Genomic DNA, 23,084 nt, shown 5'->3' on the forward strand with positions numbered 1-23,084 from the left:
AGAAGAAAATGTCTAATAACGTCATGGGTAACTTCATCAATAACCAGATTGTAGGAAGTACTTCCTCACGCCAAGCAAAAGTCTTTAACCCTGCAACAGGTGATGTGTCATTGCAGGTTTCCTTGAGCACTGCTGAAGAAACACAAGGCGCGATTGCTGCTGCACAAACCGCGTTTGAGACATGGTCTCAGGTGACGCCATTAAATCGCGCTCGTGTACTGTTTAAGTTCAAAGCTTTGGTAGAAGAACACAGCCATGAGTTGGCGGAATTGATTTCCAGCGAACACGGCAAGGTGTATTCCGACGCAATGGGTGAATTGACCCGTGGTCTAGAAGTGGTCGAATTTGCCTGTGGTATTCCTCATCTACAAAAAGGCGAGCATAGTTTGAATGTTGGTCGTGGTGTCGACAGTTATAGCTTGATGCAGCCGCTGGGCGTTTGTGCTGGTATCAGTCCATTCAATTTCCCCGCGATGGTGCCAATGTGGATGTTCCCTGTGTCCATCGCTTGCGGAAATACCTTCGTAATGAAGCCGTCTGAAAAAGACCCAAGTACCATTATGCGCCTTGCAGAATTGTTAAAAGAAGCGGGTTTACCTGACGGTGTGTTTAACGTGGTTAACGGCGATAAAGAATCGGTTGATGTCTTGCTGACCGATGAACGCATTCAAGCGGTGAGCTTTGTTGGCTCTACGCCAATCGCAGAATACATCTACGCCACGGCTAGTGCTCACGGCAAACGTGTTCAGGCTCTAGGTGGTGCAAAAAACCATATGTTAGTGATGCCTGATGCCGATCCTAGTCAAGTAGTGAATTCACTAATGGGCGCCGCTTATGGTTCAGCAGGTGAGCGTTGTATGGCGATTTCAGTTGCTGTATGTGTCGGTGATGACGTCGCTGATAATTTGATTAGCAAGCTGAAAACAGAAATTTCCACCATGACGATAGGGCCTGGTTTGTACAAGCAATTTGGCATTGAAGAAGAGCCGCACATGGGGCCGCTAATCAGCAAAGAACATGCGCAAAAGGTTAGAGATTACATTACTTCAGGTGTTGAACAAGGTGCTACCTTGGTCGTTGATGGCCGTGATTTTGTGCGTAAAAATCACGAGCAAGGTTATTTTGTCGGACCAACCTTATTTGATCATGTTAAAGCGGGCATGCGCATTTATGACGAAGAGATCTTTGGCCCTGTTTTGTGTGTGGTTCGAGTTGATTCGTATGAAGAAGGTTTGGCGCTAATCAATCAGCATGAATATGGCAACGGCACGGCGATTTTTACTCGAGATGGCGATACGGCGCGTCAGTTTACTGAGAAAGTTCAAGTCGGCATGGTTGGTGTAAATGTGCCTATCCCTGTGCCAATGGCGTTCCATAGTTTTGGTGGTTGGAAGCGTTCTTTGTTTGGACCTTTGCACATGCATGGGCCAGATGGTGTACGTTTTTACACTCGCATGAAAACCATTACGGCGCGCTGGCCAACGGGTTTACGCGCAGGCGCTGAGTTTTCAATGCCAACCATGAAATAATAAGTTTCGAGGTTTTTAATATGTCACATCTTTTAAGTAAAAGAAGCCAGCAGGCAGGGCAGTCACAGACTCAATTAGTAACACCTAAAAGTGCCAATTGGCGTTACGTTGGCTTTGAAGCGCATCAGCTTAAAGCGGGTGAATCTGTTGTTATTGAAACAGGTATGGACGAAGTGTGTGCGGTGATCTTATCGGGCAAAGCGAATGCCAGTACCAAGCAGGAAGCGTGGAAAGACATTGGTGATCGTATGAGTGTATTCGAGCAAAAAGCACCATATTCAGTTTACTCGCCAGCGCAAGACGAGATTCGAATTGAAGCGATTACCGATGTGGAAGTGGCGTTTTGTAAGGCACCGGGTAAAGGCGGATTTCAAGCGAAATTGATCACGCCTGAGCAATGCCAATACGAAACGCGAGGCGTTACCAGCAACACTCGACATGTGTGTAATATCTTGTTCGGCAACGAACCGGCTGACAGCTTGTTAGTCTGTGAAGTCATCACGCCAAGTGGCGGCTGGTCTAGCTATCCACCGCATAAGCATGATACCGATGCGGCTCCCGCTGAAACTCAGTTGGAAGAAACCTATTACCACAAGATTGATCCGCCACAAGGCTTTGCCTTCCAACGGGTTTATACCGATGACCGCAGCATTGATGAAACCATGGCCGTGGAAGATGGTGATTTAGTCATGGTTCCGGAAGGCTATCATCCAGTTGGCGTGCCACACGGTTATCAGTCTTATTATTTGAACGTCATGGCGGGACCAAGTCGGAATTGGATTTTTCATAATGATCCGGATCATGAGTGGATTATTGAAAGAGATAAACAGCTCTAAACCTTAATAACTGTTGCGACGTTACGAGCGAAGTAAAGACAAGGCAAAAACGAACGAGAAAACGGAGTTTATAGTTATAAATGAGTATTTCGAGTTCGTTTTTAACACAGTATTTACAAGCGCAGTAGTCGCCTTAAATATACCTAAGGAATTATCATGTTGAATTTTGCGCTATTTGGTGCTGGTCGAATCGGAAAAATGCACGCCCAAAATATTCAGGCGTTTGCTCAATCGAATTTAAAATATGTATTTGATGTCTATGCGCCAGCGGCGGAAGCGGTAGCAAAAGCAACCGGTGCAAAGGTTGCTGACAGTGTCGAGATGGCCTTGGCCGATCCTGAAGTGGATGCGGTTTTAATCGCTACGAGTACGGATACCCATGTGGAGCTGATTATTAAAGCGGCCAAAGCGGGCAAAGCCATTTTATGTGAAAAACCAATTGATTTAGACACGGCTACGGTGAACGCTTGCTTAGCACAAATTAAAGATTGCCATGTGCCGATTCAGATTGGTTTTAACCGTCGTTACGACCCAAGCCATGCTGCAGTGGTCAAAGCGGCGCAAGATGGCAGTATCGGCAAGTTAGAACAGATCATCATTACCAGTCGTGATCCGGGCATGGCGCCAGTGGAATACCTTAAATCATCTGGCGGCATTTTCCGTGACATGGTGATTCATGACTTCGATATGGCGCGTTTTGTATTAGGTGAAGAGATTGTCGAGTTGCAAGCTTTTGGTAGCGCCATGGTGGATGAGAAGATTACCGAAATTGGTGATGTTGATAGTGTGATGGTCATCATGAAAAGCCAGTCTGGTCGCTTGATTCACATTAACGGCTCTCGTCGTGCAATTTACGGTTATGACCAGCGTGTGGAAGCGTTTGGTTCAGAAGGCATGGTGATATCGAATAACCAAACGCCAACTTCTGTAACGCGTTTCACCAAAGACACGACACAAGTAAAAGATCCGCTTTATAACTTCTTTATCGATCGTTATGTGGATGCCTACAACTTGCAGCTAACGTCTTTTATTGAAAATGTTCTTGCGAAGAAGTCTGTATCTCCAAGCTTCGAAGACGGACGTCGTGCACAAATGCTCGCTGATGCAGCACAGAAATCACTAGAAACAGGGCAAAAAGTAACCTTGGCCTGGTAATATCTCGATCTTTACCACAATAAAAAAGGGCGATTTGCCCTTTTTTATTGTCTTTTGCTAGGAGATTCAACCATCACTCTTTGGTTTAAGTCCTTCAAATTTGTTATCGAATGCTTCTATAAAGGCGTTTTTCAATGCTTCTAAAACAGCGTCAAACGCACTAACTTTAGGGTCGTTTAGTGAACCTGTAATTTCGATGATGGTAGCGGCTTTGTCCGTATCGCTGTTGGTAAATAAGCTTGTTAATCCGCCACTTAACCCCTCCCAAGATAATTGAAAGAGTCCGTCGCCATCTTCTACGGCGTCTTGTTGCCAATCAAGAATATCGACTTTTTTGAATAAGGGTTTTACGTAACCGTTTAGTTCTCCATCCGCGGCTTTTAGTTCGCTGACCACTTCGCCTGTACCTGCTCGAAAATCAAATCCGGCATAGGCTTGGGCAAAATCATTGAGTAAAGGCAGTGAAACGGATTCTGTTTTTAAGGCGATATTAAAATCGTTTGAGACAAAAGGGTCGAACTCAGCATTCATTTCCAAAGAGGCTGAATTCAGAAGTTTTGCGTCTAGATTTAAGCTCGCCACACGTTTACCGTCTTGTCCGGCAATATTGGTCAGGTTAGACACTTCAGCATTGAGTTCGGTAAGCTGTACATTAACAGGCGGTTCGGATTCAAAATTACGAAAGGCAATGCTGCCATTGTTTAAACTGATTTTACTAATGGTAATAGGAATAAGTCCTTCGACGACACCTTGCCAGTCTCCACCTTTGCCTGATTGGGCATTATCTGCTTTATCACTATCGACAAAGTTTACCTGTGGTGCGTTCAGAGCGATATCAGCCAGAATTTCGCCTTTGAACAATGCGCGCCAGCTTAATGCAATATCTATGTTGTCGGCGCGAATGAATGGCACTTTGTGCGTACCTTTTATCTTTGAAACAGATAATTCCTGTAGCTGATATGCACCTCGATAAAGATCTATGTCGACGTTTTCTATGTGTCCCGAATAATCTCCCATATCGGATAATTTTTGATTCACTGTATAAAGTGCCCAATAGGGTAAATACAGTCTTAATATGATGAGAATACTTAAGATCATCACGAGAAAAGTGATGGTGTTTTTCAGCCGTTCTGCTTTCATGCTAATTTCTCCTTGTTAGCATTTAGATTAAGATGCAGAGCGATTTTTCTCAATGAAAATCAAGGCTTTCCATAATCTATACGAGACCTTTGCATTATGTTAAATCCAGTTAACATTGAAAAACAAAATAGCTTAAGGCTTATTCAAATGCGGCAATAGACAACTCAACTCTTTGTCTGAAGTCATCTGGAAAGGGAATGGCAGCTTTGGCGGCTTTGGAGAAGCACACATAAGTCACATCGGCTTCAACTACGATCTCATTGGTTGGAACCTTGATGATGGTCTGCTGCATGGTGATGCTGCGATTGCCGATTTTAGTGTAGCGGGTTTGTACTTCGAGAACATCGCCGAAATTCGCTTCGGATTTAAAATTAATGTTTATGTTAACCACTGGCCAGACGAGATCTTGCTGCATCCAATCGTTGTCATCGAAAAACTCATCAAAAAAAGCCCAACGACCTTCTTCAATGAACTCTAGATAGCGAGCATTGTTGACGTGTTGAAAAAGATCAAGATGATAACCGCGTACTTTTATTTGCGTCTTGTTGAGCATGGTTACTGCCTCTAAAAAGTTCGAACGCAAAAGATTACGATTCTTTAAGCAAGAAGCAAATAACAAAATCGCTCGACTTTACTAACAGCGAATTTGAATAGTTATGAAGCGCTTGGACGTACGGTGTGTCTCCACACTGGTGGAGCGTGAAATATTAGATGTTGTTTTTTACGTTCTTTGTTAGAGGCGTTTTCCAGTAATGTTGAAATAGCATCTGCCATTGCACCAAGTGGTTGAGAGAACGTAGTTAGTTGATAGCCAAGCCAACTTGCTTGTTCTATATCATCGAAACCGACAATGCAGATATCTTCTGGAATACGTAGACCAAATTCATTTTTCGCCACATCCATAAAGCCGCAAGCAATCAGATCAGTGACACAAAAAATGCCATCCGGTCTATCCCGAGAGGCCAATAAACGTCGTGCTGCGTCTACGCCAGTTTGGTAACTCGTTGGTCCTGCTCGTAACAAGGTGCAAGCTTGCTTGGCGTCTTCGGCGGCTTGAATAAACAGTTTTTCACGCGTTAGTAAACTGGGCGATTGAATTGTCGACGACACAACCGCAAGGTTTTTACAGCCTGCTCGTAGCAGCATGTGATGGGCGTCAGCCATAGTAGATTGGTAATCTATGCTGATGTGGTCTGTGCCTTCAAATTGTCCGGCACGGTTCACAAGGATGACTTGTTGTCCGCTTTGTACACAAGTTTCAATCAAAGTGGTTTGTGGTGTGCCTGATAAAACGATGGTCGCCGAGGCGCGGTAATTTAACGTTTGACGTAACGCCGCATCGGCACTGGCTTCGCCGCCTGACGTGTTAATCACCATCACGGCTCGACCAGCCAGTTGCAGACGTTGGGTGAGAGCATCGAGCAAGCTTGCTTGATAAGGTGCATTAAGATTGGCGCCTAGAATACAAATAGGTCGGCTTTTTTCACTGGATAAGCCACGGGCGAGATGATTTACGTGATAATTCAATTCTGCGGCCGCGGCCAGCACACGTTCACGAGTGTCTTTGGAAACGCTCGCACCTTGGGTAAAAGTGCGAGAAACAGCAGACCGAGAAACGCCAGCTAGTTTGGCAACCTCTGCGGCGCTGGCGATGTTTTTCGGTCGTTGCTGTGTCATTTTTTTTTCATGTCCTGACCAAAGCCAGCGTCTCGCAATAATTTTTCCATGCTTGCGGCACGTTCTGCTAAGTGAATCAAAGCCGGTTTTGGGGTTTCGAACCATTCATCAGGATGAAGCTCTCGTGTTTTACGAATGTGCGCGATGGCTGCATCCAACGTAGGATAGCGATCTGGGTATTCTAGATGTAAAAACAAGGCAACTATGGTGACGGAGCGGCTACGTCCACCGCGACAATTCACTAAGATATTGCCTTTTTCGCGAACTTTATAAGAGGCTTTCTCGGGTAGCTCTTGATCCAGTGCTGAACGCATTAAATGATAACCCGCCAAGACCATAGATTCTGGGTTACCAGGGCCGTCAATAAGGCCAATTTTATAATAACGAACACGAGCTGAACCATGCTTTAGCAGATGTTCCGGTGTGTTTGGCTCTTCTGAATGCACAAGGTCTATGTCTAAGTTTACGGCACAGTTCAGCACGACTTTGATGTTGTGTTTTTCAAGCAATTCCGCGTCAGCTACACCGGTGGAACCGCCAATATAAATGTCGACGCCCCAGCCAGGGATATTGCTTTCGATTAAGCTAATCGGTGGGCGTGGATAATGCTTTTTTACTTTTTCAGATGTCATGGTTTTTCGTTCTCTTTTTTGCGCTTGTCTTTTATAAAGTACAAATGAGCCAAGGTGTTAGGCTGTAAGTTCAAGCTCAGTCACGCGTTGGTTATTCGTCTCTTTTTGGTCATTATGTTCAGCTGCAAGCGATATCATGGTGTCATTGGCAAACTGTTCTGCCACACCGGGAGCGACAGCGAGAATCGGTCCACCATGCGCTATCTCCTCGTGAGTTTTAGGGTAGACACCAGTTCGTCCACCAGCCTCTCGCACCATAAGTAAACCTGCCAAGCAATCCCATGCATTCATATGCGATTCTGCGTAGCCGTCGGTTCGGCCTTCGGCTACCCAAGCCAATGCCAATGCACCAGAGGCACCACGTCGTATATTGGTACCGCTTTCCAGAAGAGAAGAAACTATTGCCAAGTAGATATCTTGGGGAACACGTGTAGACCATCCTAATTCAAAGGATGAGCTATGAGTATCCCTTATGCTAGAAACACGTAGAGCTTGACCATTTTTTGTGACGTATTGGTCTTTTCTAGCCAAGTACATTTCGTTCGTCGCTGGATTATAAATCGCGCCGAGTAACGTATCGCCGTTATGCACAAAGGCGATGGAAATACAAAAATGATCTATGCCCCGAGCGAAGTTGGCGGTGCCGTCAATCGGGTCAACTACCCAAAGCGAGGGGTTAGATGTTGATCCTCCTGTTTCTTCCCCAAGTAATCCATCTTCAGGAAAAAGGTTATAAATAGCTTGGCGAATGTGTTCTTCGACCAGTGCGTCGGCTTCGGTCAAAAAGTCTTGCTGGCCCTTCAGTGTAAAATCGCCGGGTTGTCTGGCGCGATAGCTTTCTAGTGCTAATGCTCCTGCGGTTAGAGTAATAGAGTGCAGGGCGGCTTCGCGTTTTTCTAGTTCGCTTTTTTTGATGTTGTTGGGTGTCAAGGATGGATCCTTTTCTAAAATGTTGGATTGAGATCAGCTAGATATTTTATTGTCCTAACTGATCTCTTTTTTAGTTATTACTGAAGCTATCTCTAGCTTACTTTTTAAAGCTTAAGCTCCATAGGTCTTGCCAGTCTTGACGGCTTTCCCAGTCAGATTTTGCCGTAGAAGCATCGTACCCCATGATTTGGTCGCGGACTTTATCGATACCTGCTGGCTCGTTATCAGGCAGTTTAACGGTTTGGTTGGTCGACATTTTACCGTCAACACCCTGTGGCGCGATGCCTTCGGCTGTCATCATGTAATGAATGAACAATTTTGCTGCATTCGGGCTTTTCGTTCCCGTGGTAATGAAGCCTAAACCTGGATAGCTCCAACCGCTAAATGGCACCATATCTGCACAAAGACCCAGCTTCATACCATTTTCGTTTTGACGAAATTTCGCCGCGCTCACCATGCCGACAAAACTGTCCTTCACATCTGGTGCGCCCACTGCATCAGCTGCTTCTGTATCAGAACTAGTGACTAGTGGATGATTTTCTGCGAGGGCTTTTATGAAAGCCGCGGTGGCACTGTTTTCTTTGGTCTTTAGTGGCTTGCCGAATTCAGCTTGATACGCATCGGCCATAGCCTTGTCATGATGTGTGGCTAGCTGGTTAAACCAATCAGTGTAAGATGGTTTGCCAAGAGGATCCTGCATGGCGACTTTGCCACGCCATTCTGGTTTAGTAAGTTGCCACACATTGGTTACTGGGCAGGTGTCATAAAGGCCTGTGTTATAAGCCCAAATATTGGGCGCTAAAACCACCGTAAGTGGGTTTTGGTAGGTCGCTGGAATATTAACGGCAAGATCCGTAGGAACCCAGCTGGTGACATAACCTTTAGATAACAACTGTTCCATGCCAGCTGGCGCATCGGCAAGAATAGCGACGTCAGCTTTCACATTACCTGCTCTAGCTTCACGACTAACAATTTCTAGAATTTGCGAGGCTTTGGCTTTGATGCCTGTTGCTTGAATACCGTATTTTTTACTAAAGGACTCTGCCTGTTGGACGATTTTCCCTGTGGAGTCATACACTGTCAGTGGCGCTTCTTGTTTTGCGGCCGCGATTAATGCTTGAAGATCAAATGAGTCTGCGGCTGAAGCTGAAATAGAACCGAGAGTTGTTAAGCTAACACTCAGTGCAAGAAGGCTTTTTTTCATCGGGAAGTTCATAACAGTTTCCTTTTTAAGATTAGCTTATGCTTGTTTAGCGTAGGGTTGATTCGTGTGTATTTGATTAGCGTTTTGTTTATTAGGTAATGCTGAGCTGGGCAGTAAATTGCTGTAATCAAGGTGACTTTCTGACAGAACAAGACGCTTTTCATCATGATCAAAAAAGTGCAGTGATGGCGTTGGCAAATAAGCGTTTACCTGATCGCCTTCATGCCATCTCGGACGAGACTGAGTTGAATGGAACAATCGGTCTTCACCGAAACTCAGTTCAATCACCCAGCTACCGCCTGTGGGCATGATATTTTCTATGACCATCGGTAGTGTGTTGATGTTTGCTGTGTTGGTGAGAATGATTTCTTCAGGGCGAATGGCGCAGACATCGGCGAATTTACTTTCTGGCTGTCTGGCTAAAATGTGGCTGGCAAGATTGATGAACTTATCATTGGATTCTTTTAGCTTGATCAGATTGATTTTCGGGTTACCAATAAATTCAGCCACAAAACGATTGCTTGGTTCGGCGTAAATTTCATCTGGCGTGCCGATTTGTTGCAGCTGACCTTTGTTCATGACCGCAATGGTATTGGCAAGCGTCATGGCTTCCCATTGGTCATGGCTGACAAAAATAATGGTTGTGCCAAAGGTTTGATGTAAACGGCGCAGCTCGGCGCGCATTTCGAGGCGAAGGGTCGCATCAAGGTTCGATAATGGCTCGTCTAATAGCAAAACCCCCGGATTCACCGCCAGCATGCGCGCTAAGGCAACGCGTTGTTGCTGACCGCCAGACAATTGAGACGGATAACGGTCTGCGTATTCAAGAATGCGTAACTTGCTCATCACATCTAAACAACGTTCTTTGCGTTCATGGGCAGGCACCTTTTGTAAGCGCAAACCAAAATCCACATTGCGCTCTACTGTCATGTGCGGCCACAGAGCATAGTTCTGAAATACCAATCCAATACGACGTTGTTCAGGCGGAATAAAGCAGGACTGATGCACAGAATCGACAACTAAATCGTCTACGGCAATTTCACCGCTGGTGGAATGTTCGATACCGGCAATCATACGCAAAATGGTGGTTTTGCCGCAGCCAGATGGGCCAAGCAAACACATAAATTCGCCATCTTCTACCGTCAGTGAAACCTTGTTGACGGAAGGTTCAGTATTGCCGTCGTAACATTTTGTGAGGTTGGTTAATGTGATAGTAGGCATATTAATTCTCCAGACCTTGAGCCAAACCCGTACCGGAGATCTTTTGGATCAATACGGTACCAAGCCAAGCGATAAGCGCAATCATCAAGACCACCGCATTGGCGGCTTGGTCGTAGTTATAATCGAGTAAACGCAGTGAATAGGTGGTGAGTACATCGGTGGATGGAATCGCCAAGATAATGAACAGGCTGACGCCTTTAATGCCGGAAATGAAAGGCAGCAGAATGCCCGTTGCCAATGGCCCTGCTTGTATTGGGATAATGATTTTAGTCATGCGGCTAAACCAATTGGCACCTGCAATACGTGCCGCTTCTTCGGGTTCTTTGCCCAGTTGCGTCATGGCTGCGATACCAGATCGACTTGCAAAGGGCATTTTTTCCGCGACGAGAGCAATGATGAGAATCAGCGGTGTTCCGTATAAGGCTGGAATCGGGCCACGAGCCACAGCGAACAAAGATAAAAATGCCGCCGCAAAGGCAATGCCGGGAACCAAATAAGGCAAGAAGGTAATTTGGCGTAAGAAAGAACCCACACCTTTGAATGAGCAACGTAATACTGCATAACCGACTAACAACCCTAAGACGCCAGATATCATCGAAGACGAACCGACAATGACAATAGTGTTCCACGCGGCTTGCCAAAATTCTGGTGTCAGCAAGATGCCATTGCGTAGGGCAACCGTGTCTAAATTGCTGCCGATCCAATAATCAAAGGTGAAGTTTTCCAGCGTAAAGCGACCGGGCAAAATCATGATGGTGGATAGAAACAATGTCAGTAATGGAAGCACCACACCGATTAAAACAAAGGCCCCAGCAAATCCAGAAGCAGGCAAACGCATGCGACCAAGTTTGCGTAGCCTGTCCATGTTGCCTTTACCGCCGACGGTTACGAAGCGGCGAGCTTCTTTCATCATGCGAACATCGATCAGCAAAGTAATCACACCGATGATCATAATAACCGCAGCGATCACCGCTGCCACGCCGTTTTGACGAGTGTCTAAGGCGCGATAAAGTCCGGTTGCTAATGTGTCGTATCGTACTGGTAAACCTAAAATATACGGAACTGCGAACTCGCCAATACAGTCGGCAAATATCAATAAAGCCGCTGACATTAATGCAGGGCGAATCAAGGGTAATACGATAGAGAAGGCGATGACTCGTGATGGCGCACCGAGCACACGAGCGCTGTCTTCCATTTGTGTATCAAGACGACGTAATGCATTGCCCACAATCAAAATTACCAATGGCGTGTAATGCAAAACTAAGATAAAAACGATAGGGAAATAACCGTAAGCCACACTGTTTGATGTAGTGATGCCTAAGGATTCTAGCCAGCCGGGTTGTCCACCAACGGTGCGGTTTTTAAAAATTGTCGTCCAAGCGAGGGCGAACGTCCACGTCGGTAACATAAAAGGCACAATCAGCGCCGTGGCGAACCAAGCGCGTCCCGCCATGTTAGTGCGATTTACTAACCATGCCAGCACCACGCCAATACTCATTGAAAACACCATAGTACCAGCGGCAATGGCTAAGGTGTTGTACAGCGGTTGCCATAATAGGATTTCAGAAATGCGTGAATACAGAGTTCGTACAATATAGTAAAAGGTGAAACTGCCTTCGTCCTGATGGGTTCTTGCTTCATCACCGGATTGCACAATAAAGGAATCTACAAGAATCGAGAGCACAGGTGCAAGAATCAAATAAGCAAAGAAAATAGCCAGAACCAAACCAATCAAATTAGCGGGTTCATGTCTGGCAACAGCAAATGAATGCCTTGCGCGTCGCCAAAGATTTGGCTTCTTTTGCTCTGCTGCGGTGAGCAAGGTGGTCATAGATTATTCCTTAGAAAAACATTTAATTTTCTAAACAATAATCTTCGTCTATGACAAACCAATGACATTTTGCACATATGTGCAAAAAAGTTTTTTAGCGCACTTTTGATGAGATTAAATGGCATGATTCGAAGTTAAGCATGTTTTAGATTGAGCCACTGTATTTCTGCTGTTACTTTGGCTTCTCTAAATAGTGGGAGTATTCAATGGAACATGTATTGCCGAACGATGAGGCGTTTTATGGAAAAACCTTTACTGATTTAGCTATGGTGCAGGAAAGTGTGAGCCGTAAGGTGTTTGAGTCTTGTGTGTTTGAATCTTGTGATTTTACCGAAGCGTTTTTTGATGCTTGTACTTTTAAAGATTGTCAGTTCCGTAAATGCAAGTTGACCGCGGTGAATGTGAGAAATAGTAAGTTCTCAGATGTACAGTTTTATGAATCAAAAGTCTTGGGTGTGGATTGGACAAAAGCTTATTGGCGAGGCTTGGAGCTTGGCGCGCCGCTTTTTTTTAAAGAATGTATGGTTAATGGCTCGTCGTTTTATGACTTGAAATTATCAGGAATTGTTTTCGAAGAGTGCCGTGCTCATGATGTGGATTTTAGAGAAGCGACGCTTTCTCGGGCACGTTTTTCTGGAACCGATTTAACCAATAGTTTGTTTGTGAATACCGATTTGACTGGCGCGGATTTTAACGGCGCAACCAATTACGATATTGATGTGAAGAAGAACACCGTAAAAAACGCGATATTTTGTCGTTATGAAGCGGTAAGTTTGCTGACGTCGTTAGGGATTAAGTTAGTTTAAACACATAGCAGATAAAAATAAAAACAACAGGAGATGGATATGTTAAGAAAAGACAAAACGGGGTTAGTCGTGATCGACGTCCAAGGAAAGCTAGCGACTATTGTTCATGACAGCGAGGCGTTTATTGCTAATCTCGTTAAATTGGTGAAGGCCGCAAAGTTATTGGGCTTGCCCATTCTGTGGTTGGAACAAAATCCAGAAAAACTGGGCGCGACCGTACCTGAATTGCGAGAAGTCTTGGACATGGTTGAGCCGATTGCTAAGTATTCTTTTAGCGCCTGTGGTGAGCCTGCTTTTGTCGATGCCGTGAAAAAGGTCAAAGTGAATACTTGGTTAGTGAGCGGTATTGAAGCGCATATTTGTGTTTATCAAACAGCATTGGGCTTGCTGGATTTGGGTTATGAAGTGGAACTGGTGAGCGATTGTGTGTCGTCACGATCTATAGAGAATAAAGAAATGGCGCTCGCCAAGTTAGCTCGAAAAGGGGCAGAAGTGACTAGCCTTGAAATGTGTTTGTTTGAGTTGATTGGTGATTGTCGAGCGGATGAGTTTAGAAGTGCGTTGAGTTTAATTAAGTAAAAACTTTTGTACGATTGCGGCTCGTTATATCGATTTAATTTATCTTGAACGGTCTGCTTTGTGGTTTAATCCAGCAATAGTTTTTCATTGAGACTCAATACCTTTCCCTTTAGGCAGGCAGCATGAACATAGATAAATCTAAAAAACGTATCGCAAAGAAAGTAAAAATGGGTTTCAAAGGTTATCCGCAACTATCCATTGCTTACTTCGGCGATACTGAAGACATCGCCACAGAAGTGATTGTCACCTTTACCGCAGAAGAAGGCGCTGAGCCACAAGATCAGCGTTTTGCGGGCCAAAGTGATGTACGTGAAGACGAAGTGATTCAATCCGCCTTGGTGAAAATCATGGAACGCACAGATGCGAAAACAGTATTAGAAGTAGAAGGTGTTTCGATCAAGAGCTAAGGCTCTTTTTTATTTAAATAATATGAAACTGGTGCTTGACCTTGGAGTGTGCTCTAAGGTCTACACTCTCCTTATAGCTTAAAAACAGGAGAGCCATATGCATCATTCATCAGGTCAACATAAAGAAAATTGCCAATCTCATTCTTCATGTCAGTGTCATCAAGCAAAAGACCATTCATCACACTCACATCAAGAGACGAGCAGTTCTTGTTGCTCGACGCCAAGTGAAGCTTCCTCTTGTTGCGCAAGCAATGATAGCAGTCAAAACGAAAGCCAATGCTGTACTTCTGATGATGAAGACGCCCCCAGTTGTTGCTCATCCGCTGATTCCAGTGACTATGCCTCAGTAGCGCAAGAAACTGCCAAGCAAACTTATACTTGGCGAGTCAATGGGATGGATTGCGCCAGTTGTGCACGTTCTATTGAGAAGGCGGTTTCTTCTTTGGATGGCGTGGTGAGCGCGAATGTGGTTTTTTCTACCGAAAAATTACGCGTTCAGGCAGATTCGGATCTTTTTGACAAAATCCAAGACACAGTGAAAGGTATTGGCTTTAGTTTGGTGCCTTTTGGTGAAAGCGCTTCTAAGCAGCACTCTCAGCAAGAAAACACTCAGCAAACTATTTCAGATCAAAAAACGACGTCATGGTTTTCACGCCAGCAATTAAGTGAATACGGTCCGATTGCGGCTTTGGCAGTGCTGATGTTATTGAGCTGGGGTATCGCGCAATTCAATCCATTATTTGGCGAAACCGCCTTTATAGTCACTACCTTGGTTGGCTTAGTGCCTATCATGAAAAAATCATGGCGGATGATGCGCAGTGGCTCGCCGTTTGCCATTGAAACCTTGATGAGTGTTGCAGCGATAGGTGCATTATTTATTGGTGCTACCGCAGAAGCCGCCATGGTGTTGTTGCTCTTTATGATCGGCGAATGCTTGGAATCGTTTGCGGCGAACCGTGCGCGTAAAGGCGTGAGCGCTTTGATGGCTTTGTTACCAGAAGAAGCCTTAATCATCAAAAATGGTGTGCGTCAAAAAATCGCTATAGCGGATTTACGTCCAGGGGATGAAATAGAAGTGTCGCCGGGTGAACGTTTGCCTGCCGATGCTGAGCTCTTGTCCGAGATGGCAAATTTCGATGAAAGCGCGTTGACGGGTGAATCTGTACCTGTTGAACGATTACGAGATGAAAAAGTGCCAGCAGGGAGCTTGTTAGCTGATCGAGTTGTGCGACTCAAAGTAGTGTCGCAACCGGGTAATAATGCCATTGATCGAATTCTACACCTTATTGAAGAAGCGGAAGAGCGCCGAGCACCGCTTGAACGTTTCTTAGATAAATTCAGCCGTATCTATACGCCTGTGATTATGCTGATTTCTGTCTTGGTGATCTTGATTCCGCCTTTGGCCTTTGCTCAACCTTGGGATACGTGGATTTATCGTGGTCTAGCCTTGTTGTTGATTGGTTGTCCTTGTGCCTTGGTTATTTCGACGCCAGCGGCGATTACGTCTGGTTTGGCGGCGGCGACTCGTCGTGGTGCTTTGATTAAAGGCGGATTAGCGTTAGAGCAACTTGGTCGAATAAAAACCATCGCCTTTGATAAAACCGGCACGCTTACAGAAGGTAAACCAAGTGTGACGGATGTAGTTACTTTAAACGGTTCTAACTTTAATGATTTGTTGGCTGCTGCAGCGTCCGTTGAAATGGGGTCTCATCATCCATTGGCGAAAGCCATTGTTGATTACACAGAACAACAAGGCATTGTATTAGTGCATGCTGATAATCGCAAAACCTTGGCTGGTGTTGGTGTGGAAGGGGATTTTGCAGGTAGGAAAATCAAGATTAGTTCGCCAAGTAAGTTAGAGCAAGTGTTAGATGAATCTATACAACAGGAAGTTATTCGTCTTGAGCAAGAAGGTAAAACTGTCGTTGTTGTTTTCGAAAAAGGTGAATTGTCGGGCTTGATCGCTTTGCGGGATAGGCTACGCGATGATGCTAAGGCGGCGCTTAAAGATTTAGCGGCTTTGGGAATTAATGGCGTGATGTTAACGGGTGATAATGCCCGTGCCGCAGCTGCGATTGCAGCCGAGTTGAATATAGATTATCGAGCGGATTTATTACCAGAAGACAAAGTTATGGCTGTCACTGAGTTGAATCAACAGCAAGCGACAGCCATGGTGGGCGATGGCATCAATGATGCGCCAGCAATGAAAGCATCCACTATCGGCATTGCCATGGGAAGTGGCACCGATGTAGCTTTAGAAACCGCGGACGCGGCTTTGACGCATAATCGCTTGCAAGGATTGGCTGAAATGATTCGCTTATCGCGTGCGACCAATGCCAACATTCGTCAGAATATCACCATTGCTTTAGGTTTGAAGGCGGTGTTTCTGGTGACGACCTTGCTGGGTATAACTGGGTTATGGTTGGCGGTATTGGCTGATTCTGGCGCGACCGCATTGGTTACAGCGAATGCCTTGCGACTGCTTTCGAAAAGGTTGTGAGACATTGAAGGTTTGTTTGGCTTTTGTTACCTAATAAAGTCGCTGAAAATGAACCGCCAGTCATGAATATTTCATTTATGTTAATGAAATGGGTAAGAAAAGATTAATCCGCTTACAAAGAGCTAAGTTTTATTTTGCAAGCGCATTTTTATAGAAAGTTGGTGGTAGGATCTCGCACCTTGTGTTTGATGTTGGTCGTAGAAAAGGCACTTTTTGGTGGTTTTAAATCAACCAAAATAATGTCCAAACTGCGGTTAGCCTATATCAATGTCTGATGGTGGCGAGGTGCTTTTAGTCTGTCTCTTTGAGGATAGCAAGCACGTCCTATCATCCAACTATAAAATAATAGATGTTGTTTGCTTTATGAAAAATCAAAATACAGCTCCTGAAAAATCCCTTTCTGCTCCGTTCGTTTATCCGAACATGAAAATTGCGTTTATCTTGTTAATTACCTGCTTTGCTGCATGGGGCGTTGCCGCCAACATGACAGATCCATTGGTAAAAGTGTTTAGTAAAATTTTTACCATGAGCACGTTTGAATCCGCTTTAGTACAGTTCGCTTATTATGGCGCGTATTTCTGTTTGGCGATTCCTGCGGCGTTTATTAACGCTCGTTACTCTTATAAAGCGGGTGTGTTGACAGGTTTAGGCTTGGCTATTTTAGGTGCCTTGGCTTTTTATCCTGCCAGTGTTTCGATGACGTATGGTTTCTTTTTAGCTGCCTTGTTTATTTTGGCAGCAGGCTTGTCTATTTTAGAAACCTCAGCGAATCCTTTTGTTATGACTATGGGGCCAGAAGGCAGTGCAGCACGCCGTTTAAACTTGGCTCAAGCGTTTAACCCAGTTGGCACCAACATCGGTGTATTTCTTGCAGCGACATTGATTCTTCCTAATCTAAATACCGCATCTCCAGAAGAAAGAGCCAGCATGGCGCCAGAAATGCTGCTGAGCATTCGAGCAGATGAACTAAACAGCGTGATGACACCTTATGTCGGCATGGCTTTTGTGTTGATGATCATTTGGGCGTTTATCTATTTTATGCGCGTGCCTAAATCGGCTAACACAGTAAATGTTGATGAAGTTCAGACGATTGACTTTATGGCGACATTGGGCCGATTATTCGCTAGAAAACAATACCGTTGGGGTGTACTTGCACAGTTCTTCAACGTTGCCGCACAAACTTGTACTTGGACTTTTACTATTCAATATGTGCAAGAAACACTAGGTGGAACCGAAGCTAGTGCTTCTGATTACTTGCAGTACAGCTTGATTATTTTCTTGGTGTCACGTTTTGTGATGACTTGGTTGATGGGCTTTTTCCGTCCTGCTGTGTTGCTAAGTATCTTGGCTCTATTGGGGACTGCTTTATGCCTATACGCTGTGATGGTGCCAGATGTAACAGGTGTTTGGGCGATTGTGTCTATTTCCGCTTGTTTATCTTTGATGTTCCCAACGATTTACAGCATTGCGTTGGATGGTCTTGGTAGTGATACTAAATTCGGTTCTGCGGGTTTGGTCATGGCTATCTTGGGTGGTGCCGTGATGCCATTGATCCAAGGCGCGACTATCGATGAGTACGGCGCGATTTTTTCATATGTTGTGCCTGCCGTTTGCTTCTTGGTTGTAGCGGCTTACGGAATGTTCTCAGTGAAAAATACCTCTGTTTAATTACTGGTTATAATGAATTCTAAAGAGCCTCGCGAATGCGGGGCTTTTTTTTGTCTGTGACTTTATACGCTTACTTCTTTATGATTCCTGCTCACTCAAATCAATGTTGAAACGGCTCGTGGTTGATTTTAGTTGGATGATTAAGGATGTTAGTTTGTTATGTATTTATCGAACAGAGCGGAAATATTAGAAGAAGAAAGCCGCATATTTGCTCATTCTGTGACTCAATGTGATTTGCATCATCACGATGCACATGAATGCTTATGGGTGGTGAAAGGCCGTATTCGTGTTCAGGTAATGGATGAAATACTGCTTTTGCAGGAAGGCGATGTTTTATTTATTAATAAAGAATTGCCTCACGCCACTCAATCTACCGAGGATGATAATTTAGTACTTTGTCTACAGCATAACTTTGCTGGAGTGGCTCTGGATACTTGCCCAATGAAAGCATGGAGTTTGGTTCAGAAAAATATGCTGCCAACGATTAAGCGGCTGATGGCGCATTTGTGGTGGGAACACTACTACAAGGCGGGTCATTGGCAACAGGCGCAAACAAGTTTACTTGCCCAACTTGGCTTGCTGTTTGCTCGCTACTTTCCTTCGACTAATGCAATTAGAGCGGACTCTCTTGAATCTACTTTATTGATGAATGACCTGTTACGTCAGATTACATTGCGTTACCAAGAGCATCTCTCTTTGTCCTTGTTAGCTGAGGAGCGAGGTTTGTCGGAAGCCTATTTAAGCCGGTATTTTAAAGCCAAAGTAGGCGAGACTTTTCTACGCTATTTGACCCTTTATCGATTAGAAAAAAGCTTGTCAGATTTGGCACAGAAACCTAAAAAAGCCGTATCAGATATCGCTTTTGATCATGGTTTTCCTTCTGTAAAAGCCTTTAATATGGCGTTTCGCCGAGAATATGACTGTACGCCAACGGAGTTTCGTCTTAAGCGGGAGTCGGTAAGTTTAGTGAGTGTGGGGCAAGCCTATGCAGGAGTAGACGTAGTACTTTTGAAACAACGAATTATGCCGTGGTTGGATAGGCAATTTTTGTATCTTTAATAAAAGGTGACTTTATCAAGGTCAAAAAACGGCTACTGAGCAGGTCAAAAATCGGATAGCACACTTGATATTAATTCCCATAATGAAGCAAAACAATAAATACAAATAAGGTTTCATTATGAAGAAGTTATCGTTTTTCGATAAGGTTAGTTATGGCTTTGGTGACTTAGCCAGTAATGTGGTGTTTACTGCGGTTGGCACCTATTTGATGTTTTTTTATACCGATGTGTTCGGGATTTCTGCGGCTCTCGTCGGGACATTATTTTTTGTCACGCGAATGTGGGATGCCATATCCGATCCAATAATGGGCATGATAGGTGACAGAACCCAAACTCGATTTGGTAAATTCCGTCCCTATTTACTCTATGTGCCTATTCCTCTGGCTATTGTCGCTGTGCTCACTTTTACGACGCCTGATATGGATGAATCCGGCAAGATCATTTGGGCATTTGTGACCTATATTCTACTGATGACACTCTATACAGCCATCAATATCCCATATTCCTCTTTACCAGCAACCATATCGGATAGCCCAGTTGAGCGCGGCCAGATGGCTTCATTTCGCATGGTATTGGCGTTTACCGGTGCTTTGCTGGTTAATGCGAGTACGTTACCTCTGGTTGAATTTTTTGGTGACGGTAATAAACAGCAGGGCTTTCAGTACACCATGATATTGCTAAGTGCCGTCATGATTGTAATGTTCTGGCTGTGTTTTTCTCGTGTTAAAGAGCGTGTTCCAATGATCAAACAACATTCCTCTTTGAAGGATGATTTTGCCGTGGTGATCAAAAACCGTGCTTGGTGGATCACCATTTTAATGGGCATTCCACTGTTTACCTTTACTATTATGCCGTTTGCTGTGGGTATGTATTACTTTACTTATATTGTGGGCGATGCCAGTAAAGCGGGTATGTTTTTTACGGTGGCTAGTTTGGGCATGATTGTAGGCTCTGCTCTGATGTCTCAGTTAGTTAAGCGTTATTCAAAGCGGAACTTGGTTATTGCGGGTGCGCTGTTGAGTATGTGTTTGATTAGTAATTTGTACTGGGTTGATCCATCTGACGTTTATGTGATTTACGCCATTATCTTTTTTAATCAGTTGTCGAAAGGGATTGCTGCTTCTTCTTTATGGGGGCTCGTTGCTGACACTGCTGATTATGTTGAGTGGAAGTCTGGTCGCCGTGTGGTTGGTTTGTCTACCAGTTCTGCGACCTTCTCCCATAAATTTGGTATGGGGTTAAGTGGCGCCTTAGTCGGTATTGGGTTGAGTTTTGCTGGTTATCAAGCAGGTGTTGAGCAAACTGCGGAGTCTGCTCAGATGATTTTACTTTTCATGAGTCTGATTCCTGCTTTTGGCGCAGGCTGCATTGCTGTTATTGCTTACTTTTATCCGATCACGCGAGAGGTAGAAGACACAATGCAATCTGAATTACGTGCGACTCGTGAAGCGAACCGAGCAAATTAAAGAATACTGAGGTTTTATTATGAATGAATCATTCCGTAATGCACCGTTTTTTCTGGGTGACACCGAGCTTACTTGGGTGAATAAAACCTATTCAGAGCTAACGTTAGAGCAAAAAGTAGGGCAACTGTTTAATCTTATTGTTAGAGCAAATTCCGCAGAAGAGTTGTCTCTTATTGATACGATTCAACCTGGTGCGGTGACTAAGTTTGTCGGGCAAGATCTTGATACCGAAGTAAAGATGATGAATCAGCTGCGCAGTCATTCTGTCATTCCGCTTTTGGTGAGTGGTGACCTTGAAGGCGGTGGCATGAGCTTTCCTTTCGGTGCTCAAGTACCAAACCAGCTTGGTCTTGCTGGGTTGAAAGATGAGAGTGCGGTGGAATATTGTACCCAAGTAATTGCTCAAGAAGCTAAATTGCTTGGCATTAACTGGTCATTTACTCCGGTTGTTGATATCAACGCTAAGTTTCGTAGCGCTGTCGTAGGTACACGATCATATGGTAGTGACGTTGATGTTATCGAAAGTATGAGTCTCTCGAATATTAATACTTTCCAAAAAAACGGTATCGCAGCAACGGCAAAGCATTGGCCGGGAGAGGGGTTCGACGACCGAGACCAGCACTTAGTAACGACGGTGAATCCATTAACTATGTCTGAATGGGAGGAGCGTTATGGACGACTTTACCGTAGTGCTATCGATAGCAACGTGATGTCGATAATGTCGGCTCACATCGCTTTACCTGAATATGTAAAGACTCATAATGACAACCCGGCAGAGTGGTGGCGTCCGGCAAGTGTTAGTAAGTTGCTCAATGAACAACTCTTGCGTGGAGAGCTGGGCTTTAATGGCTTAATTGTCTCAGATGCTACTGTGATGGCGGGTTTGAGTAGCTGGACGAAACGTGAAAACGTGGTTGCTGAGATCATTGAAAACGGTTGTGACATGCTGTTGTTTTGCAAGGACCCGGTTGAAGATTACGCTTATATGCTTAAAGCCGTGCGTGAAGGTAGAGTATCTGAAACACGCTTAGAGCAATCTGTTATGCGGATCTTAGCGATGAAAGCCGCTTTGGGCTTGCATGAAAAGCAAGAGGAGATTAGTTCCAGTAAATTTAAGGATATGTTGGCATCAGATTACGCGGACCGAATCCCCGAGCTGAATCGTCGCACGGTGCATTTGGTAAAAAATCGCGATAATATTTTACCAATCAGTTTAGAACGTCATCAGCGCGTGTTGGTTATTTCTACTGGTATTCGACATGTTTTTAGTCCTATTCCTGCGTCATTGAGTGTGGCTACCATGCTGAAAAATGAAGGCTTTGAAGTGACAGAGTTTCAAACAGGTATGGCATTAAATGTGAAAGAGTATGATTTGTTGCTCTATCTTAACGCTGATGAATCTATGTTGGTAAAGTCGCACATTTACATTGATTGGATGGCATTACACGATGGTTTTGGTAATGCCATGTATCGTCCTTGGGTCGATATTCCGACGGTAATGGTATCTTTTGGTCATCCTTATCTTTTGTACGACGCACCTAAAGTGCCAGTATACATTAATGCCTATAGTCCTTTATTGGAGGTTCAGAAGGCGGTCGTGGAAGGCTTGTTAGGACGGTTAAGCTTTAATTCTAATGCTGCTATTGATCCATTCTGTGGGTTAGAGCAACTACGTTATTGATTGATAGTTAGCTTAATAAAAAGAACCCCCAATGTTGGTTGTCCAACTATTGGGGGTCACTTCAGAGATTAATGTGCACAGGCTCTTTTTTTGTTTGCTGACTTTGTGTGCGAACTCGCTTATGATGGTCCGTTGTGGTGCAAATCCACCGCTCGAATTGGAAAGAGTGAGTGTTATAAAAACAAGGAAGGTTTCCTGCTAGAGCAAATTCCCCTTCCGTTATACTTTTTTACACACTGGAAAAATTTCTGAAGCAAGTCGTAGGTAATGAGTTTACTTACGGCTTTTTTCTATTTTAAGCAATAGGTTAGACCAAGATAAAGAATAGGTAGATTATGATGCAAAGACCACAAATAACCATTTCATCATTAGATGCTGTGAGACTTGAGAAGATACTGGATTCACTAAGTTATTCGCAATTCCCCAACAAAGATGATTTACAGGAGGAGATTAATCGCGCCGAAATTGTTGAGCCACGAGATATGCCTGACAATATTGTGACGATGAATTCGACTGTAACATTTAAAGTCTTATCTTCGGAAAAGGAATTTTCAAAAACCTTAGTATATCCAAAAGATGCTAATGGCGCTGAAGACACGGTTTCAGTTTTAGCACCTGTTGGCAGCGCGTTACTTGGTCTAAAGGAAGGTGATCAAATTGATTGGCCTAAGCCAAATGGTGATGTGCTGTCGGTAGTTATTATGAAGGTAGACTATCAGCCTGAACGTGCTGGTGAGTTCCAACTTTAGGTTTTTTCGTTAGTT

At 44.4% G+C, this 23,084-nt stretch carries 20 protein-coding genes; 12 read left to right on the forward strand and 8 right to left on the reverse strand.

The window, feature by feature from the left end; translation table 11 throughout:
• Positions 1-8: 8 nt before the first annotated feature.
• From TY87_RS12580 to iolG, 3 genes are all read left to right on the forward strand, one after another.
• Positions 9-1,529: a CoA-acylating methylmalonate-semialdehyde dehydrogenase gene (locus tag TY87_RS12580; protein ID WP_100187334.1), complete on the forward strand. Its 1,521-nt coding sequence runs from the start codon at positions 9-11 to the stop codon at positions 1,527-1,529.
• Positions 1,530-1,549: 20 nt separating this feature from the next.
• The gene (iolB, locus tag TY87_RS12585; protein WP_100187335.1) at positions 1,550-2,365 is read left to right on the forward strand and encodes a 5-deoxy-glucuronate isomerase; all 816 of its coding nucleotides are present in this window, start codon (positions 1,550-1,552) and stop codon (positions 2,363-2,365) included.
• A gap of 156 nt (positions 2,366-2,521) precedes the next feature.
• Entirely contained in the window at positions 2,522-3,520 is a 999-nt protein-coding gene (iolG, locus tag TY87_RS12590; RefSeq protein WP_100187336.1) for an inositol 2-dehydrogenase, read from the forward strand.
• Between the two features lie 66 nt (positions 3,521-3,586).
• Here iolG and TY87_RS12595 read toward each other — a convergent pair whose 3' ends face one another.
• The 8 genes from TY87_RS12595 to TY87_RS12630 form a co-directional block, all read right to left on the reverse strand.
• Positions 3,587-4,660 carry a DUF748 domain-containing protein gene (locus TY87_RS12595; RefSeq protein WP_100187337.1) on the reverse strand — a complete coding sequence of 358 codons (1,074 nt, stop codon included), beginning with the start codon at positions 4,658-4,660 and terminating at the stop codon, positions 3,587-3,589.
• Positions 4,661-4,799: 139 nt separating this feature from the next.
• Positions 4,800-5,213 carry an acyl-CoA thioesterase gene (locus TY87_RS12600; protein WP_072838075.1) on the reverse strand — a complete coding sequence of 138 codons (414 nt, stop codon included), beginning with the start codon at positions 5,211-5,213 and terminating at the stop codon, positions 4,800-4,802.
• A 101-nt stretch (positions 5,214-5,314) separates the two neighbouring features.
• The gene (locus TY87_RS12605) at positions 5,315-6,337 is read right to left on the reverse strand and encodes a LacI family DNA-binding transcriptional regulator (RefSeq protein ID WP_100187338.1); all 1,023 of its coding nucleotides are present in this window, start codon (positions 6,335-6,337) and stop codon (positions 5,315-5,317) included.
• Positions 6,334-6,969: a dual specificity protein phosphatase family protein gene (locus TY87_RS12610; protein WP_072837916.1), complete on the reverse strand. Its 636-nt coding sequence runs from the start codon at positions 6,967-6,969 to the stop codon at positions 6,334-6,336. Before TY87_RS12610 ends, TY87_RS12605 begins: the two co-directional genes overlap by 4 nt.
• 57 nt (positions 6,970-7,026) lie before the next feature.
• Positions 7,027-7,899 carry an inositol monophosphatase family protein gene (locus TY87_RS12615; protein WP_100187339.1) on the reverse strand — a complete coding sequence of 291 codons (873 nt, stop codon included), beginning with the start codon at positions 7,897-7,899 and terminating at the stop codon, positions 7,027-7,029.
• A 97-nt stretch (positions 7,900-7,996) separates the two neighbouring features.
• On the reverse strand, positions 7,997-9,115 hold the full coding sequence (locus TY87_RS12620; RefSeq protein WP_100187340.1) for an ABC transporter substrate-binding protein: 1,119 nt from the start codon (positions 9,113-9,115) through the stop codon (positions 7,997-7,999).
• 24 nt (positions 9,116-9,139) lie between these two features.
• The gene (locus tag TY87_RS12625) at positions 9,140-10,324 is read right to left on the reverse strand and encodes an ABC transporter ATP-binding protein (RefSeq protein WP_100187341.1); all 1,185 of its coding nucleotides are present in this window, start codon (positions 10,322-10,324) and stop codon (positions 9,140-9,142) included.
• Position 10,325: 1 nt separating this feature from the next.
• Positions 10,326-12,155 (reverse strand): ABC transporter permease, encoded by a 1,830-nt coding sequence (locus TY87_RS12630; RefSeq protein ID WP_100187342.1) that lies wholly within the window; start codon positions 12,153-12,155, stop codon positions 10,326-10,328.
• Positions 12,156-12,361: 206 nt separating this feature from the next.
• Between TY87_RS12630 and TY87_RS12635 the strand changes: the two genes are divergently transcribed.
• From TY87_RS12635 to rnk, 9 genes are all read left to right on the forward strand, one after another.
• A complete protein-coding gene (locus TY87_RS12635; RefSeq protein WP_100187343.1) occupies positions 12,362-12,961 on the forward strand; it encodes a pentapeptide repeat-containing protein in 600 nt (199 codons plus the stop codon).
• Positions 12,962-13,000: 39 nt separating this feature from the next.
• Positions 13,001-13,540, forward strand: a complete 540-nt coding sequence (locus TY87_RS12640; protein WP_100187344.1) for a hydrolase — start codon at positions 13,001-13,003, stop codon at positions 13,538-13,540.
• A 122-nt stretch (positions 13,541-13,662) separates the two neighbouring features.
• Positions 13,663-13,947 (forward strand): hypothetical protein, encoded by a 285-nt coding sequence (locus TY87_RS12645; RefSeq protein ID WP_012069321.1) that lies wholly within the window; start codon positions 13,663-13,665, stop codon positions 13,945-13,947.
• A gap of 97 nt (positions 13,948-14,044) precedes the next feature.
• The gene (locus TY87_RS12650) at positions 14,045-16,447 is read left to right on the forward strand and encodes a zinc/cadmium/mercury/lead-transporting ATPase (protein ID WP_100187345.1); all 2,403 of its coding nucleotides are present in this window, start codon (positions 14,045-14,047) and stop codon (positions 16,445-16,447) included.
• A gap of 363 nt (positions 16,448-16,810) precedes the next feature.
• Positions 16,811-18,115 (forward strand): L-fucose:H+ symporter permease, encoded by a 1,305-nt coding sequence (gene fucP / locus TY87_RS12655; RefSeq protein WP_072837922.1) that lies wholly within the window; start codon positions 16,811-16,813, stop codon positions 18,113-18,115.
• 159 nt (positions 18,116-18,274) lie between these two features.
• Entirely contained in the window at positions 18,275-19,174 is a 900-nt protein-coding gene (locus TY87_RS12660; protein ID WP_072837929.1) for a helix-turn-helix transcriptional regulator, read from the forward strand.
• 118 nt (positions 19,175-19,292) lie between these two features.
• Positions 19,293-20,639, forward strand: a complete 1,347-nt coding sequence (locus tag TY87_RS12665; RefSeq protein ID WP_100187346.1) for an MFS transporter — start codon at positions 19,293-19,295, stop codon at positions 20,637-20,639.
• A gap of 19 nt (positions 20,640-20,658) precedes the next feature.
• Entirely contained in the window at positions 20,659-22,320 is a 1,662-nt protein-coding gene (locus TY87_RS12670; RefSeq protein WP_198432089.1) for a glycoside hydrolase family 3 N-terminal domain-containing protein, read from the forward strand.
• Between the two features lie 335 nt (positions 22,321-22,655).
• Positions 22,656-23,069, forward strand: coding sequence for a nucleoside diphosphate kinase regulator (gene rnk, locus TY87_RS12675; protein WP_012069327.1), 414 nt, complete (start codon positions 22,656-22,658; stop codon positions 23,067-23,069).
• The last annotated feature ends 15 nt before the right edge of the window (positions 23,070-23,084 follow it).

Origin of the sequence: Marinomonas sp. BSi20584 (assembly GCF_002792415.1) — a bacterium.
GTDB classification, from domain to species: Bacteria; Pseudomonadota; Gammaproteobacteria; order Pseudomonadales; family Marinomonadaceae; genus Marinomonas; species Marinomonas polaris.